Here is a 13,933-nt window from a genome sequence, read left to right on the forward strand (position 1 = left end):
CGGCCTTGAGCCGAATGGCCGATGCCCCTACGACCGCTTGGAGTAGCTGTTGCCGAGGTCGTCCTGCAGGACCTGGGCGCTGGTCGACGTGCTGATCACCTGCAGGGGGGCGGACAGGGTGGTCACCGCGTAGGTCCATCCGGCCGGCAACTTCAGCCGCGATCCCAGCGCCGCGAGATCGGCCTGCGAGAGTGCGTGGTCCTTCTGCTGGCTCCAGGTCTGCATGACCCAGCGCGTCCCGCCCGGCTCCACCAGTTCATAGATCTGGCGTCCGGCGTTGAAGGTGAACACCGTCCGCCGATCCACCGTGTGCGGGGTGTAGGGCCGCTTCGCCGTCATCGGATCGCCGACCTCGACGGTGGCCTCCTTGCGCATGGCGATGCCGCCGAAGGTCTTGGTCTCGCTCGAAACATCGTCCTTCGTGATCGAGTCCATCAGCCAATACCGGGGGCCGTTGAGGACGGCGGTCAATGCGTCGTTGTCCCTGGCGATCTGCGATGCATCAAGCGAAGACCATGCCTGCTGCGGGCAGTCGTTGAGTCCGTAGGAGTTGTAGACGTCGGCGGCCAGCCCCGCGGCGTCCAGCTGGATCAACAGGACCTCGCAGTAGCGCTTGCCGACCAGGCCCGTGGCCACAACCGGTGAGGCCGAGGCCGCGGCAGTCGTCGGGGTGGCAGTGGTCGGCGCGCTGACCGGCGCGGAACGGCACGCCGCGGTGATCAGGCCGAGGCCGACGATTCCGGCCGCGACCCTGCCGTAGCGCCTGCGCGGGGATGCCATGCCGGCAAGTAAACCACCATCGCCAATGTATTGCGAGTCCCACTAGCAATAGATGGCAGCGCGTCCTACGCTCGTGGGGTGAGCACCGACGGACGGCGGGCGCGTCGCGAGCGCGGTCGAGAAGCTGTGGTCGACGCCGCCTTCGGGCTGATCCTGGAGGGCAAGACCCAACCGTCGGCCCAGGATGTCGCCGATCGGGCCGGCGTGTCGGTGTCCTCGGTGTTTCGCAATTTCGACGGGCTGGCCGACCTGCAGGGTCAGGCACTCGACCGGTTCCGCTCCCGCTATTCGCATTTCGTTGCCGCCAGGCCGGCACCGGGTGCGGACGTCGACTCTCGGATCGGGTTCTTCGTGCGTCATCGCGTCCGGCTGTACAGCCAGGCAGGGCCGCTGTTGATGCTCGCCCGGATGCGGGCGCTGGACTCCGAAAGGATGGTGGAAGCGGTCGCGTACAACCGCGCCGCGCTCGCGGCGCAGACCCGCGACTGCTTCCGGCCCGAAATCGCGGAGCGGACAACGACCGATGCGGCCGACCTGGTGTCCCTGGTGGATTCACTGACTTCCCCGGAATCGTTCGACCTGATGACCAGAACCCATGCCCGATCAGCCCGCCAGATCGCCCGATCGTGGCGGTCGGGCCTGCGGGCGTTGCTCACCGGGTGCCCGCCGCCGCCGCGGCAAGCTGAACTCGGTGAGACGGATGCCCTGTGATTACCGGATGGTGGGTATGGCTGGTGGCGTTGGCGCTATACATCGGGTTTCGACTGTTCTACGACAATCTGCGCGGCAGAGTGACGCGCGAGGAGATCGATAACCTGGTGAGCCGGGCCGAAGCGCTGGGTGGCGATGGAGTCAACGACCTTTCGATCGTGCGGCAATTCCTCGAGGACGACGATGGGCGGGAGTTCGTGATGGTCAACCTGGTGCGGGTGCCCGACGCCATGGTCACCCATCCCGACACCGGGGCGCAGGTTCCGGCGCGCGAGATGATGAAGGCCTGTACCAATTCGTTCATGCCGCTGTTGATGCGACGCGGAGGTCATCCGGCGCTGGTGGCGCGGAAAGTCGGCGGATACCTCGATTCGTGGATGGTGGGGCCTGATCCGGGCTGGAGCATGGTCGGTTTCGTGCGCTACCGGTCGCGCCGCGACATGCTCAAGGTCGTCCTCGATCCCGCCTTCGAGGCCGCACACGAATACAAGCGTGTGGCGCTGGCCGAGACGTTCTCCTTCCCGACCCAGCCCTTCCTGCGCGCCTATATCGGCCCGAGAGGCTCGGTTTTCCTGATCCTCGCCCTGGCCGCGGCGCTCGCCCAGCTGGCCATGCTCGCCACCGGCTGACCCGAGAGCCCGCAGGCGCCGCGTGCCCGCCTGCTGTATGCGAGCGCCCGCAGCCCGGCTAGTCTGACCTGTCGTGCGCGTCCTGGTAATCGGTTCCGGTGCCCGTGAACATGCGCTGTTGCTCGCGCTTCGCGACGACCCGCAGGTCACCGGGCTGGCCGTCGCACCCGGCAACGCCGGCACCGCCCGCCTCGCCGAGCAACACGAGGTCGACATCACCTCGGGGGACGGCGTCGTAGCGCTGGCGCAAGAGGTGCGGGCCGACATGGTGGTCATCGGTCCCGAAGTCCCCCTGGTGCTGGGGGTGGCCGACGCCGTGCGCGCAGCCGGCATCGCCTGCTTCGGGCCCGGGAAGGACGCCGCCCGCATCGAGGGATCCAAGGCCTTCGCCAAGGAGGTCATGGCCGCCGCCGGGGTGCGGACGGCGAACACCGAAATAGTCGACAGCCCAGCGCTTCTGGATGCCGCCCTGGACAGGTTCGGCCCCCCGTCGGGCGACCCGGCCTGGGTGGTCAAAGACGACCGACTGGCGGCCGGCAAGGGCGTGGTGGTGACGGCGGACCGCGAGGTCGCGCGCGCGCACGCCGCCGGGTTGCTGGAAGCCGGCCACCCTGTGCTGCTCGAGTCGTTCCTGGACGGGCCCGAGGTGTCACTGTTCTGCGTCGTCGATGGCCACACGGTGGTGCCGCTGCTACCGGCCCAGGACTTCAAACGGGTCGGCGACGGCGACACCGGACCGAATACCGGCGGCATGGGCGCCTACGCGCCCGTGCCCTGGCTCCCCGACGACGTCTACCGCGGCATCGTGCACGACATCGTCGAACCGGTTGCGGCCGAAATGGTCCGGCGCGGAAGCTCGTTCAGCGGGTTGCTGTATGTGGGCCTGGCGATCACCGAGCGAGGTCCGGCAGTCGTCGAATTCAACTGCCGCTTCGGTGATCCCGAGACCCAGGCCGTGCTGGCCCTGCTCGAGTCACCGCTGGGGCAGCTGCTCTACGCCGCGAGCACCGGCGCCCTGGCCGACTTCGGCGAGCTGCGCTGGCGCGGCGGCGCCGCCGTCACGGTGGTGCTGGCGGCGGAAAGCTACCCCGGACGCCCCCGCGTGGGGGACGTCGTCGTCGGCTCGGAAGCCGACGGGGTGCTGCACGCGGGAACGACCCGGCGCGACGACGGCGAGATCGTCTCGTCGGGTGGGCGGGTGCTGTCGGTGGTCGGCACCGGCGTCGACCTCACCGCCGCACGCGCGCGCGCCTACGACATCCTGGGATCGGTTCGACTGCCCGGCAGCCACTTCCGCAGCGACATCGCCTTGCTGGCGGCCGAGGGCAAGGTCCGGGTCTAATATCCCGCGGCCAGCCCGTCGCGCCGCGGATCGCTGGCCGCGAGGTAGCCGCCGTCGAGCCGCCAGATCGCCTGGCAGCTGCCGAACTGGTTGTAGTCGTCGACCGCAACCAGGTCGTGTCCCCGGCTGCGCAGTTCGTCGAGCGTCGACGGCGGGAATCCCTTCTCGCAGCTGACCTGCAGGCCCTGCACCCACCGGAACCGCGGGCCGTCGCACGCCGCCTGGGGGTTCTGCCCGTGGTCGGCGATGCGCGACATCACCTGCACATGGCCCTGTGGCTGCATCGTCCCGCCCATCACCCCGAAACTCATCACCGGGACGCCGTCCTTCGTCACGAAACCGGGAATGATCGTGTGATAGGGCCGCTTGCGCGGGCCCACTGTGTTCGGATGACCCTGCTGTGAAACGAAATTCGCGCCACGATTCTGCAGCGAGATGCCGGCGCCGGTGACCACGACGCCCGATCCGAAGCCCATGTAATTGGACTGAATCATCGAGACCATCATCCCGGCGCCGTCGGCGGCGGTCAGATACACGGTGCCCCCACCAGGGCTGCCCGCGGTCGCGGTCGCGGCGCGCTTCGGATCGATCGATGCGGCGCGCTGCTTCAGGTACTCCCGGTCCAGCAGCCGTGCGGGGTCCAACGGCATGTGGTCGATGTCGGCGACATAGGCCTGCGCGTCGGCGAAAGCCAGCTTCAGCGCTTCGATCTGCAGATGCACGCTGTCGGCGGAGTCGGTCGGCGACGAGCTCATGTCGAAATGCTCGAGGATCCCCAGGGCGATCAGGGCCACGATCCCCTGGCCGTTGGGCGGGATTTCGTGCACGGTGTAGCCGCGGTAGGTGCCGCTGATCGTGCCGACCCAGTCCGGGCGATGGGCGGCCAGGTCGGCGGCCCGCATGGCGCCGCCATGGGCGCACGCGTGCGCCTCGAGCCGGGTGGCCAGTTCGCCGCGGTAGAACGCCTCGCCGCCGGTCGCGGCGATCTTTTCGAGCGTGGCCGCATGGTCGGGGAACCAGAACCGCTCGCCGGGCTTCGGCGCGCGCCCGGACGGCAGGAACGCCGCGGCGAACCCGGGCTGGTCGGCGAAGAGCGGCGCCTGCGCCGCCCACTGCTGCGCGACGGTGGGCGACACGAGAAACCCGTTTCGGCCGTAGCAGATCGCCGGTTCGAAGAGCCGGTCGAACGGCAGCTTTCCGAATTTGGCGTGCAGCTCCGCCCACGCCGACACAGCGCCGGGCACGGTCACCGAGTTCCAGCCCACTGCGGGAACCCCGTTGTCGCCGAAGTAGTCCGGGGTCCAAGCCGCCGGCGCGCGGCCCGACGCGTTCAGGCCGTGCAGCCGCTCGCCGTCCCAGACGATGGCGAAGGCGTCCGAGCCGATGCCGTTGGACACCGGCTCCACCAAGGTCAGAGTGATGGCGGTGGCGATGGCCGCGTCGACCGCGCTGCCTCCCTCCGCGAGCATCCGCAGACCCGCCTGCGCGGCCAGCGGCTGGGACGTGCACACCACGTTCGCTGCGAGAACGGGCCTGCGGGGCCAGGCATAGGGGAGATCCCAATCGAACGGCATCCTCACACCCGCGAGAGTAGGCGCTGCGTTCCCGAACCCGTCAGGCCGTGAGCAGCGGCGCCAACCAGGCGATCTCGGCGGGCAGCTGCGAGCTCCAGAACTCTGCGTTGTGCCCGCCGGGTGAGAATCCGCCCGCGGGCGGGTTGGGCAGCTGGGCGATGAACTGCTTCGTCGCGGAGTAGAACGGGTCGCTGTCGCCGCAGTCAACCCGGATCGGGATCGACCCCAGCGCGGGCATGCCGAACACCGAGTTCGCCGCGAAGTCGTCGGGCCCGTCGAAGGCGCCGGGCGCCGCGGCGCCCGAGGACATCCACAGCGCCGGGCTCACCGCGCAGATCGCGGCGGTGCGTGCCGGGCCCAGCCGGCCGCCGAGCAGCAGCGCGCCGTAGCCGCCCATCGACCAACCCAGGAACGCCACCCGCGAGGTGTCCAAATTCTGGCCGCTCAACATGGGGATGAGCTCGTCGAGCACCATGGCGCCGCTGTCCTCGCCGGAGGCCCGCTTGTGCCAGTAGCTGCCGCCGCCGTCGACGGCCACCACCGCGAACGGTGGCAGCCCGGCGTCGACGGCCTGCGCCAGGCCCTGCTCGACGCCCCCGGCCATCACGGTGGCCGCGTCGCTGCCTTTGCCGTGCAACGCGATGACCGGCCGCAGCGCCTTCGTCTGGCCGGGCGGCCGCGCGATCGCCCAGTTGGTGCCGGCGCCGCCCCGCGCCGCCGACACGAAGGAGCCGGTCACCATGGTCGGCGCGGGCGGGCCTGCCGGGGCGGGCTCCCGGGGCGCGGGCGGCGCCTGCGTGCCGGCTGGGGCCGGGAGCGGCATGGCCTGCGACGTTCGTGGTTCGAACAGAATGTCGAGTGCGTAGGCACCGACCGCGCCGGCTGCGGCGCTCGCGCCGAGGCCGAGCACGGCGCGGCGGCTCAAGTCGGGCATGCGGGCCATCATGCCATGTGCGATTGGTCAGCCGTTTGGCGAAAATGGCAATGCAGTACCACTTTGACTGGCACGATGGCTTCTCGTGACTGCAGCAGTTACTCCCAAAGGGGAGCGTCGACGGTATGCGCTCGTGAGCGCCGCCGCCGAGCTGCTTGCCGAGGGCGGATTCGAAGCGGTGCGGCATCGGGCGGTCGCCCGCCGCGCCGGCCTGCCACTGGCCTCTACCACCTATTACTTCTCTTCTCTGGACGATCTGATCGCCCGGGCGGTCGAGCACATCGGGATGATCGAGGTGGCCCAGCTGCGGGCGCGGGTCACCGCGCTGTCGCGGCGCCGCCGGGGACCCGAGACCACCGCCGAGGTGTTGGTTGACCTGCTGGTGGGGGACGTCTCGGGGCCGGGACTGACCGATCACCTGATCTCGCGTTATGAGCGGCACATCGCCTGCACCCGCCTGCCCGCCCTGCGCGAGACCATGCGCCGCAGCCTGCGGCAGCGCGCGGAGGCGGTGGCCGAGGCCATCGAACGGTCGGGCCGGTCGGTGCGCATCGAACTGGTGTGCACATTGATCTGCGCGGTCGACGGCTCGGTGGTGTCCGCCCTGGTGGAAGGCGGCGACCCGCGAACGGCGGCGCTGGCGACGGTCGTCGACCTGATCGACGTGCTGGCGCCCATCGATCAGCGGCCGGTCCGAATCTGAGCTAGCTGCCGGGCAACGACGGCGTGACGATGTATCCGGTTGCCAGGTTCCCGTAGATCGTGACGGCGGCCGGTTTGCGCCAGAAGTAGAGCGCCACGTAGGCGCAGACGACGGCATCGATCGGATCCTCGGCGCGGCGCAGCTCGCTCTTGCGTTGCGCCGCCGTCACCTGATCCCGCAGGCCGATCCAGTCGGGATGGTCCCGGACGCGCAACGGCACGTCGGCGCAGGCCAGGCGCTCTACGCCGTCCATCAACAGCAGCAGTTCGGATCTGAGCCGTTCGAGGGTGCGGCCGGGCTTGGCCTTGTATTTCAGCGTGCGTTCCAATCCGAACAGCGCGACCGTCGCCGCGTGCGGGTAGACCTCCAGGGCGCGCCGCGTGGCCGGTGAGCGGGGGTCGATGTCAAGGCCCAGCGACGCGGCCAGCCGGCCGCCGCGCGGACCGTCGGCGAACTCGGGCTTTCCGGTGTTGGCGGGATGGGTGCCGGCTTCGAAGCGGCGAAAGTCGCGGTTGAGTGCGGTCTCGGCCGGCCGCGTGCCCGTGGGGTTGGTCACCACCAGCGGCGCATCGAACCCGACGACGCAGTCGCCCTGCACGTATGGGCCGAGCGCGGCGAGGATCTCGTGGTCCTCGCGGACCGCGCCGGCGCTCACCAGGCAGCCGCCGGGCTCGACGACCGCCACGCCGGTCGGGTTGCGTCCGGCCCACGCCAGGTCCACGCCGGCGAAGTACACCGTTGAAGTGTGCCGTGGGACCGCGACCGCGGACGCCACCACCTTCGAAAATGCGTTGTCACCGCACAGTCGCGCGGTGGATAAGCTGACCGGGTGAGCATTCCGAACGTGCTGGCCAACCGGTATGCCAGCGCCGAGATGGTGGCGATCTGGTCACCCGAGGCCAAGATCGTCGCCGAGCGGCGGCTGTGGCTGGCGGTGCTGCGCGCACAGGCGGAGCTGGGTGTCGCGGTGCCGCCCGACGCGGTCGCCGCCTACGAGCGGGTGCTCGAGGACGTCGACCTGGGCTCGATCGCGGCCCGCGAACGGACCCTGCGCCACGACGTCAAGGCCCGCATCGAGGAGTTCAACGCGCTGGCCGGCCACGAGCAGGTCCACAAGGGAATGACCAGTCGGGACCTGACCGAGAACGTCGAGCAGCTGCAGGTGCGGCGGTCCCTGGAACTGGTCTTCTCCCACGGGGTGGCCGTGGCGGCGCGGCTGGCCGAGCGGGCGGTGACCTATCGCGACCTGGTGATGGCCGGGCGCAGCCACAATGTGGCCGCACAAGCCACCACCCTGGGCAAGCGGTTCGCCTCGGCCGCGCAGGAAGTGCTGGTCGCGCTGGCCCGGCTGCGGGAGCTGATCGACCGCTACCCGCTGCGCGGCATCAAGGGCCCGATGGGCACGGCCCAGGACATGCTCGACCTGATGGACGGCGACGCCGACAAGCTGGCCGAACTCGAGCGGCGCGTCGCCGAATTCCTGGGATTCACAACGGTTTTGACCAGCGTCGGCCAGGTGTATCCGCGCTCGCTGGACCACGACGTGTTATCCGCGCTGGTGCAGTTGGGCGCCGGCCCGTCGTCGATGGCCCACACCATCCGGCTGATGGCCGGGCACGAGCTGGTCACCGAGGGGTTCGCACCGGGTCAGGTCGGCTCGTCGGCGATGCCGCACAAGATGAACACCCGCAGCTGCGAACGGGTCAACGGTCTGCAGGTGGTGTTGCGCGGCTACGCCTCGATGGCCGCCGAGCTCGCCGGGGCGCAATGGAACGAGGGCGACGTGTTCTGCTCGGTGGTACGGCGGGTTGCCTTGCCGGACAGCTTCTTCGCCGTCGACGGGCAGATCGAGACGTTCCTGACGGTGCTAGACGAGTTCGGCGCCTACCCGGCCGTGATCGGCCGCGAGCTGGACCGGTATCTGCCGTTTCTGGCCACCACCAAGGTTCTCATGGCTGCGGTGCGCGCGGGGATGGGCCGCGAGGCAGCGCATCACGTGATCCGCGAACACGCGGTCGCGACGGCGCTGGCGATGCGCGAACGCGGGGCCGAACCCGACCTGCTCGACCGGTTGGCCGCCGACGAGCGGCTGCCGCTGGACAGGGCGGCGTTGCACGCCGCGCTGGCCGACAAGCAGGCGTTCACGGGGGCTGCGGGCGACCAGGTCGACGAGGTGGCCCGGGCGGTGGGGGAGTTGGTGAGTCGCTACCCGGACGCCGCCAAGTACACGCCGGGCGCGATCCTGTGAGCCCGGTAGGTTATCGAGCCGAGGCGCTCGCGGGAGTCGACTTCACCGACCTGGACAACTTCGCCAACGGTTTCCCGCACGAGCTCTTCGCCCTGCACCGGCGCGAGGCGCCGGTGTACTGGCACGAGCCGACGGAGAACACCCCTGACGGCGAAGGCTTCTGGTCGGTCGCGACATATCCGGAAACGCTTGCGGTGCTGCGGGATCCGGCGACGTACTCGTCGGTCACGGGCGGGGCGCGGCCCTACGGGGGCACCCTGCTGCAAGACCTCGCCATCGCGGGCCAGGTGCTCAACATGATGGACGACCCGCGCCATTCGCAGATCCGGCGGCTGGTCAGCTCTGGGCTGACGCCGCGGATGATCGGTCTGGTCGAGGACGACCTGCGCACGCGGGCGCGCCGGTTGCTCGACGACGTGGTCCCCGGCGAGCCGTTCGACTTCCTGGTCGACATCGCCGCCGAGCTGCCAATGCAGATGATCTGCATCCTGCTGGGCGTGCCGGAGTCGGAACGGCATTGGTTGTTCGAGGCCATCGAGCCGCAGTTCGACTTCGGTGGTTCACGCAAAGCTTCGCTGTCCCAACTCTCGGCCGAAGAGGCCGGCTCCCGCATGTACGCCTACGGTCAGCGGCTGATCGCCGCCAAGCGTGCCGAGCCGACGGACGACATGCTGTCGGTGGTCGCGAACGCCACGCTCGACGATGCCGATGCGCCGTCGCTGTCGGACCTAGAGCTGTACCTGTTCTTCAGCCTGCTGTTCAGCGCCGGCGCCGAGACCACCCGCAACGCGGTCGCAGGCGGGCTGCTGGCGCTGGCCGAGCACCCGGAGCAGCTTCGCGCGCTGCGCGCCGACCTCGGCGAGCTGCCGACGGCGGTCGAGGAGATGGTCCGGTGGACGTCGCCGTCGCCGTCGAAGCGGCGCACCGCCACCCGGGACGTCACGCTCGGCGGACACGAGATCGCGGCGGGCCAGAAGATCCAAGTCTGGGAGGGTTCGGCCAACCGCGACGCCGCCGTTTTCGACCGCGCCGACGAGTTCGACATCGCCCGGAAACCCAACCCGCATCTGGGATTCGGGCAGGGCGTGCACTACTGCCTGGGGGCCAACCTGGCCCGGCTGGAGCTGCGGGTGCTGTTCGAGGAGTTGCTGTCGCGCTTCGGTGCGGTGCGGGTGGTGCGGCCGGTCGAATGGACCCGCAGCAATCGGCACACCGGCATCCGGCATCTGGTCGTCGAACTGCTTGGCGGCCCTTAGCGCCGCCGAATCCGAATGCCGGCCGAGCGCAGCTCCAGTGCGGCCAGTGCCCGGATGGTCACAGGATCCTCGCGGCGCCAACCACCCACCGGGTCAGCGCCCACCTCGGCCAGCTTGCCCGGCGGCCGGTTGGTCAGGGCCCGCAGGGCCAGTAGCTGCTCGCCGGCCGGAGTGGCGGCCAGGGCGCTCACCGTCAGCTTGCGCCGGAAGAACCGGAGCCGCAGGAAAAGCCACGGCCCGACCGCGACCAGGATCGGGAGCGCCGCAACCGTGATCGCGAGCAGGACCGCCAGCCAGCTCGCGGTGGTGTCCAGGTTGTGGCCGGCGCCGGCGAGGCCGAGCGCGGCGTCGGCCGCGGAGGTGAGCGGGGTGCTTACCTGATCTCCCACCAGCGGAATGTGTTGCGCGCTGTGGCCCGCCGAAGCCAGGTTGCCGGCGATCCCGCGGGCGCCGTCCTCGACCTGCCGCCCGGCTTCGGCGATGGTCGAGATGGCGTCGTACACGGCCAGGCCGACGAGCAGCCACAGCGCCGTCCACACCAGGACGGCGAAATCGCTGAACAGCTGGGCCAGCAGCCGGCCGGGCCGGGTGGAGTAGGGCAAAAACCGCGATGTCATAGCCCCGATCCCAGCACAAGCCACGTCCGCGAGAGCCGGATAGGCTGACCCGATGCGTCCCGCACTGTCCGATTACCGGCATCTGGCCAGCGGCAAGGTTCGCGAGCTCTACCGGATCGATGACGAGCACCTGCTGCTGGTCGCGAGCGACCGGATCTCGGCGTACGACTACGTCCTGGACAGCACCATCCCGGACAAGGGCCGCATCCTCACGGCGATGAGCTTCTTCTTCTTCGGCCTGGTCTCCGATCTTGTTCAGGCCCCGAACCACCTGGCGGGGGGCCCGGACGACCCACGCATCCCCGACGAGGTGCTCGGCCGTGCGATGGTCGCGCGCCGGCTCGAGATGATGCCGGTGGAATGTGTGGCCCGCGGCTACCTGACCGGCTCGGGACTGCTCGACTATCAGGCGACCGGAGGAGTCTGCGGAATCCCGCTGCCGCCCGGGCTGGTCGAGGCGAGCAGGTTCGCCGAACCGCTGTTCACTCCCGCGACGAAGGCCGCGCTCGGCGATCACGACGAGAACATCCCGTTCGCCCGCGTGGTCGAGATGCTCGGTGGGGTGCGCGCCAACCAGCTGCGCGACCGTACGCTGAAGATCTATGTCCATGCCGCAGATCACGCCCTGAAGAGGGGAATCATCATCGCCGACACCAAATTCGAATTCGGCACCGACCGCGACGGCAATCTGTTGCTCGCCGACGAGATCTTCACTCCGGATTCGTCGCGATACTGGCCGGCCGCGGATTACCGCGCCGGCGTGGTGCAGACCAGTTTCGACAAGCAGTTCGTGCGCAACTGGCTGACCAGCCCCGAGTCCGGCTGGGACCGCTACGGCTCCCAGCCCCCGCCACCGCTTCCCGCCCCGATCATCGAGGCGACCCGTGACCGCTATGTCGAGGCTTACGAACGCATCTCCGGCCTCCGGTTCGATGACTGGATCGGCCCGGCCGCGTGACTGAATCAGCGCTGCGGGTGCCGGTTCCGCCCGTCGCCAAGCGGGTCGAGACCCGCCGTGAGCACCACGGGGATGTCTTCGTCGACCCCTACGAGTGGCTTCGCGACAAGGACAATCCCGACGTCATCGCCTACCTCGAGGCGGAGAACGACTACGCCGACCGCATGACCGCCGGCCTGGAACCGTTGCGGCAGAAGATCTTCGACGAGATCAAGGCACGTACCAAGGAGACGGACCTGTCGGTGCCGACCCGTCAGGGCGACTGGTGGTACTACGCGCGCACCTTCGAAGGCAAGCAGTACCGCGTCCAGTGCCGCTGTCCGATAACGGGTCCCGACGACTGGGCGCCGCCCGCCCTGGACGAGGACACCGACATACCCGGCGAGCAGATCCTGCTGGACTCGAACGCCGAAGCGCAGGGCCACGAGTTCTTCTCGCTCGGCGCTGCCACGGTGACCCTGGACGGCAACCTGCTGGCCTACTCCGTCGACGTCATCGGTGACGAGCGTTACACGTTGCGGTTCAAGGACTTACGCTCGGGCGAGCTCTATCCCGACGAGATCGCCGACATCGGGGCGGGGGCGACCTGGGCGGCCGACAACCGCACCGTGTACTACCAGACGCTGGACACGGCCCACCGGCCGGACAAGGTGTGGCGATACCGCCTCGGCTCCGGCGAGCCGTCGGAGCTGGTGTACCACGAGCCCGACGAGCGGTTCTGGCTCGGCGTCGGGATGACTCGCAGCGAGGCTTACATCTTCATTGCCTCGGGGTCCGCCGTCACCTCCGAGATCCGCTACGCCGACTCCGCCGACCCCCACGCACAATTCACCGTCGTGCTGCCCCGGCGCGAGGGCGTCGAGTATTCGGTGGAACACGTTGTGGTCGGGGGCCGGGACCGGTTCCTGATCCTGCACAACGACGGTGCGGTGAACTTCACGCTGACGGAGGCACCGGTCAGCGATCCCACGCAGCAGCGCACCCTGATCCCGCACCGCGACGACGTCCGCCTCGACGCGGTGGACGCCTTCGCCCGGCACCTGGTGGTCAGCTACCGGCGCGAGGCGTTGCCGCGGCTTCAGGTGTGGCGCATCGATGACGACGGGAATTACGGCGAACCCGAAGAGCTTTCGTTCGACTCAGAGCTGATGTCGACCGGCTTGGCGGGCAACCCGAACTGGGACGCGCCCAAGCTGCGGATCAGGGCGGGTTCGCTTGTCATCCCGGCCCGCGTCTACGACGTCGACCTCGCCACCGGGCAGCGCATCCTGCTGCGCGAGCAACCGGTCCTGGGCGGTTACTCGCCCGCCGACTACGTCGAACGCCGCGACTGGGCGGTCGCCGACGACGGTGCCCGCATCCCGGTGTCGATCGTGCACCGTGCCGGCATCGAACTCCCAGCGCCCGCGCTGCTTTACGGCTACGGCGCCTACGAGATATGCACCGACCCCAGCTTCTCCATCGCGCGGTTGTCGCTGCTGGACCGCGGCATGGTCTTCGCGATCGCCCACGTCCGCGGCGGCGGCGAGATGGGCCGGCTCTGGTACGAACGCGGCAAGCTGCTGGACAAGCGGAACACGTTCACCGACTTCATCGCGGTGGCCCGACACCTGGTGGACTCCGGAGTCACCCAGCCCCGGCACCTGGTGGCGCTGGGCGGCAGCGCGGGCGGCCTGCTCATGGGAGCGGTGGCCAATCTGGCGCCGGACCTCTTCGCCGGAATCCTGGCGCAGGTTCCTTTCGTCGACCCGCTGACCACCATCCTCGACCCTTCCCTGCCCTTGACGGTCACCGAATGGGACGAGTGGGGAAACCCGTTGCACGACAAGGACGTCTACTCCTACATGAAGTCCTATTCGCCGTACGAGAACGTCGAGTCGAAGCGCTACCCGGCCATCCTGGCGATGACGTCCCTGCACGACACCAGGGTCTACTACGTCGAGCCGGCCAAGTGGGTCGCGGCGCTGCGGCACGCCAACACCGACGGCAATCCGATCCTGCTGAAGACCCAGATGAACGCCGGACACGGCGGGGTGAGCGGCCGCTACAAGGCGTGGCAGGAGGCCGCATTCCAATACGCCTGGCTACTCGCCGCGGCCGAACCCGACCGCTACGGCCGCGTCCAGTAACAGCGGCTCGGCGGCGGTGCAACGGGGTAGCGGCAGCCGTGGAAAGTGACCG

General features: G+C 69.4%; 13 protein-coding genes. 8 read left to right on the top strand and 5 right to left on the bottom strand.

Annotated features, from left to right (window positions below; translation table 11 throughout):
- Positions 1-27: 27 nt before the first annotated feature.
- Entirely contained in the window at positions 28-780 is a 753-nt protein-coding gene (locus G6N48_RS22705) for a hypothetical protein (RefSeq protein ID WP_232066688.1), read from the bottom strand.
- A gap of 78 nt (positions 781-858) precedes the next feature.
- On the opposite strand from G6N48_RS22705, the gene G6N48_RS22710 reads away from it, so the two are divergent.
- From G6N48_RS22710 to purD, 3 genes are all read left to right on the top strand, one after another.
- Positions 859-1,491 carry a TetR/AcrR family transcriptional regulator gene (locus G6N48_RS22710; protein ID WP_139825689.1) on the top strand — a complete coding sequence of 211 codons (633 nt, stop codon included), beginning with the start codon at positions 859-861 and terminating at the stop codon, positions 1,489-1,491.
- On the top strand, positions 1,488-2,120 hold the full coding sequence (locus G6N48_RS22715) for a hypothetical protein (protein ID WP_085268372.1): 633 nt from the start codon (positions 1,488-1,490) through the stop codon (positions 2,118-2,120). The genes G6N48_RS22710 and G6N48_RS22715 overlap by 4 nt, the downstream gene beginning before the upstream one ends.
- 73 nt (positions 2,121-2,193) lie before the next feature.
- The gene (gene purD / locus G6N48_RS22720) at positions 2,194-3,462 is read left to right on the top strand and encodes a phosphoribosylamine--glycine ligase (RefSeq protein ID WP_085268373.1); all 1,269 of its coding nucleotides are present in this window, start codon (positions 2,194-2,196) and stop codon (positions 3,460-3,462) included.
- Here the strand turns inward: purD and G6N48_RS22725 are convergent.
- Both G6N48_RS22725 and G6N48_RS22730 read right to left on the bottom strand, forming a co-directional pair.
- Positions 3,459-5,042: a gamma-glutamyltransferase family protein gene (locus G6N48_RS22725; RefSeq protein ID WP_139825690.1), complete on the bottom strand. Its 1,584-nt coding sequence runs from the start codon at positions 5,040-5,042 to the stop codon at positions 3,459-3,461. The two genes, purD and G6N48_RS22725, sit on opposite strands and share 4 nt — an antisense overlap.
- A 34-nt stretch (positions 5,043-5,076) precedes the next feature.
- Positions 5,077-5,982, bottom strand: a complete 906-nt coding sequence (locus tag G6N48_RS22730) for an alpha/beta hydrolase-fold protein (RefSeq protein ID WP_085268375.1) — start codon at positions 5,980-5,982, stop codon at positions 5,077-5,079.
- 73 nt (positions 5,983-6,055) lie between these two features.
- On the opposite strand from G6N48_RS22730, the gene G6N48_RS22735 reads away from it, so the two are divergent.
- On the top strand, positions 6,056-6,673 hold the full coding sequence (locus G6N48_RS22735; protein WP_085268376.1) for a TetR/AcrR family transcriptional regulator: 618 nt from the start codon (positions 6,056-6,058) through the stop codon (positions 6,671-6,673).
- A 1-nt stretch (position 6,674) separates the two neighbouring features.
- Here the strand turns inward: G6N48_RS22735 and G6N48_RS22740 are convergent, their stop codons facing one another.
- The gene (locus G6N48_RS22740; protein WP_085268453.1) at positions 6,675-7,409 is read right to left on the bottom strand and encodes a DUF429 domain-containing protein; all 735 of its coding nucleotides are present in this window, start codon (positions 7,407-7,409) and stop codon (positions 6,675-6,677) included.
- A gap of 93 nt (positions 7,410-7,502) precedes the next feature.
- Between G6N48_RS22740 and purB the strand changes: the two genes are divergently transcribed.
- Together purB and G6N48_RS22750 are read left to right on the top strand one after the other, a co-directional pair.
- Entirely contained in the window at positions 7,503-8,921 is a 1,419-nt protein-coding gene (purB, locus tag G6N48_RS22745) for an adenylosuccinate lyase (RefSeq protein ID WP_085268377.1), read from the top strand.
- A complete protein-coding gene (locus tag G6N48_RS22750; RefSeq protein WP_085268378.1) occupies positions 8,918-10,177 on the top strand; it encodes a cytochrome P450 in 1,260 nt (419 codons plus the stop codon). The genes purB and G6N48_RS22750 overlap by 4 nt, the downstream gene beginning before the upstream one ends.
- Here G6N48_RS22750 and G6N48_RS22755 read toward each other — a convergent pair.
- Positions 10,174-10,794 (bottom strand): hypothetical protein, encoded by a 621-nt coding sequence (locus G6N48_RS22755; protein ID WP_085268379.1) that lies wholly within the window; start codon positions 10,792-10,794, stop codon positions 10,174-10,176. The two genes, G6N48_RS22750 and G6N48_RS22755, sit on opposite strands and share 4 nt — an antisense overlap.
- A gap of 52 nt (positions 10,795-10,846) precedes the next feature.
- Here G6N48_RS22755 and G6N48_RS22760 point away from each other — a divergent pair, with 52 nt between their 5' ends.
- The gene (locus tag G6N48_RS22760; protein WP_085268380.1) at positions 10,847-11,752 is read left to right on the top strand and encodes a phosphoribosylaminoimidazolesuccinocarboxamide synthase; all 906 of its coding nucleotides are present in this window, start codon (positions 10,847-10,849) and stop codon (positions 11,750-11,752) included.
- Complete coding sequence (locus G6N48_RS22765; protein WP_085268381.1) at positions 11,749-13,881, top strand: S9 family peptidase; 2,133 nt, start codon at positions 11,749-11,751, stop codon at positions 13,879-13,881. Before G6N48_RS22760 ends, G6N48_RS22765 begins: the two co-directional genes overlap by 4 nt.
- Positions 13,882-13,933: the final 52 nt, after the last annotated feature.

Source organism: Mycobacterium parmense, from assembly GCF_010730575.1.
Lineage (GTDB): Bacteria > Actinomycetota > Actinomycetes > Mycobacteriales > Mycobacteriaceae > Mycobacterium > Mycobacterium parmense.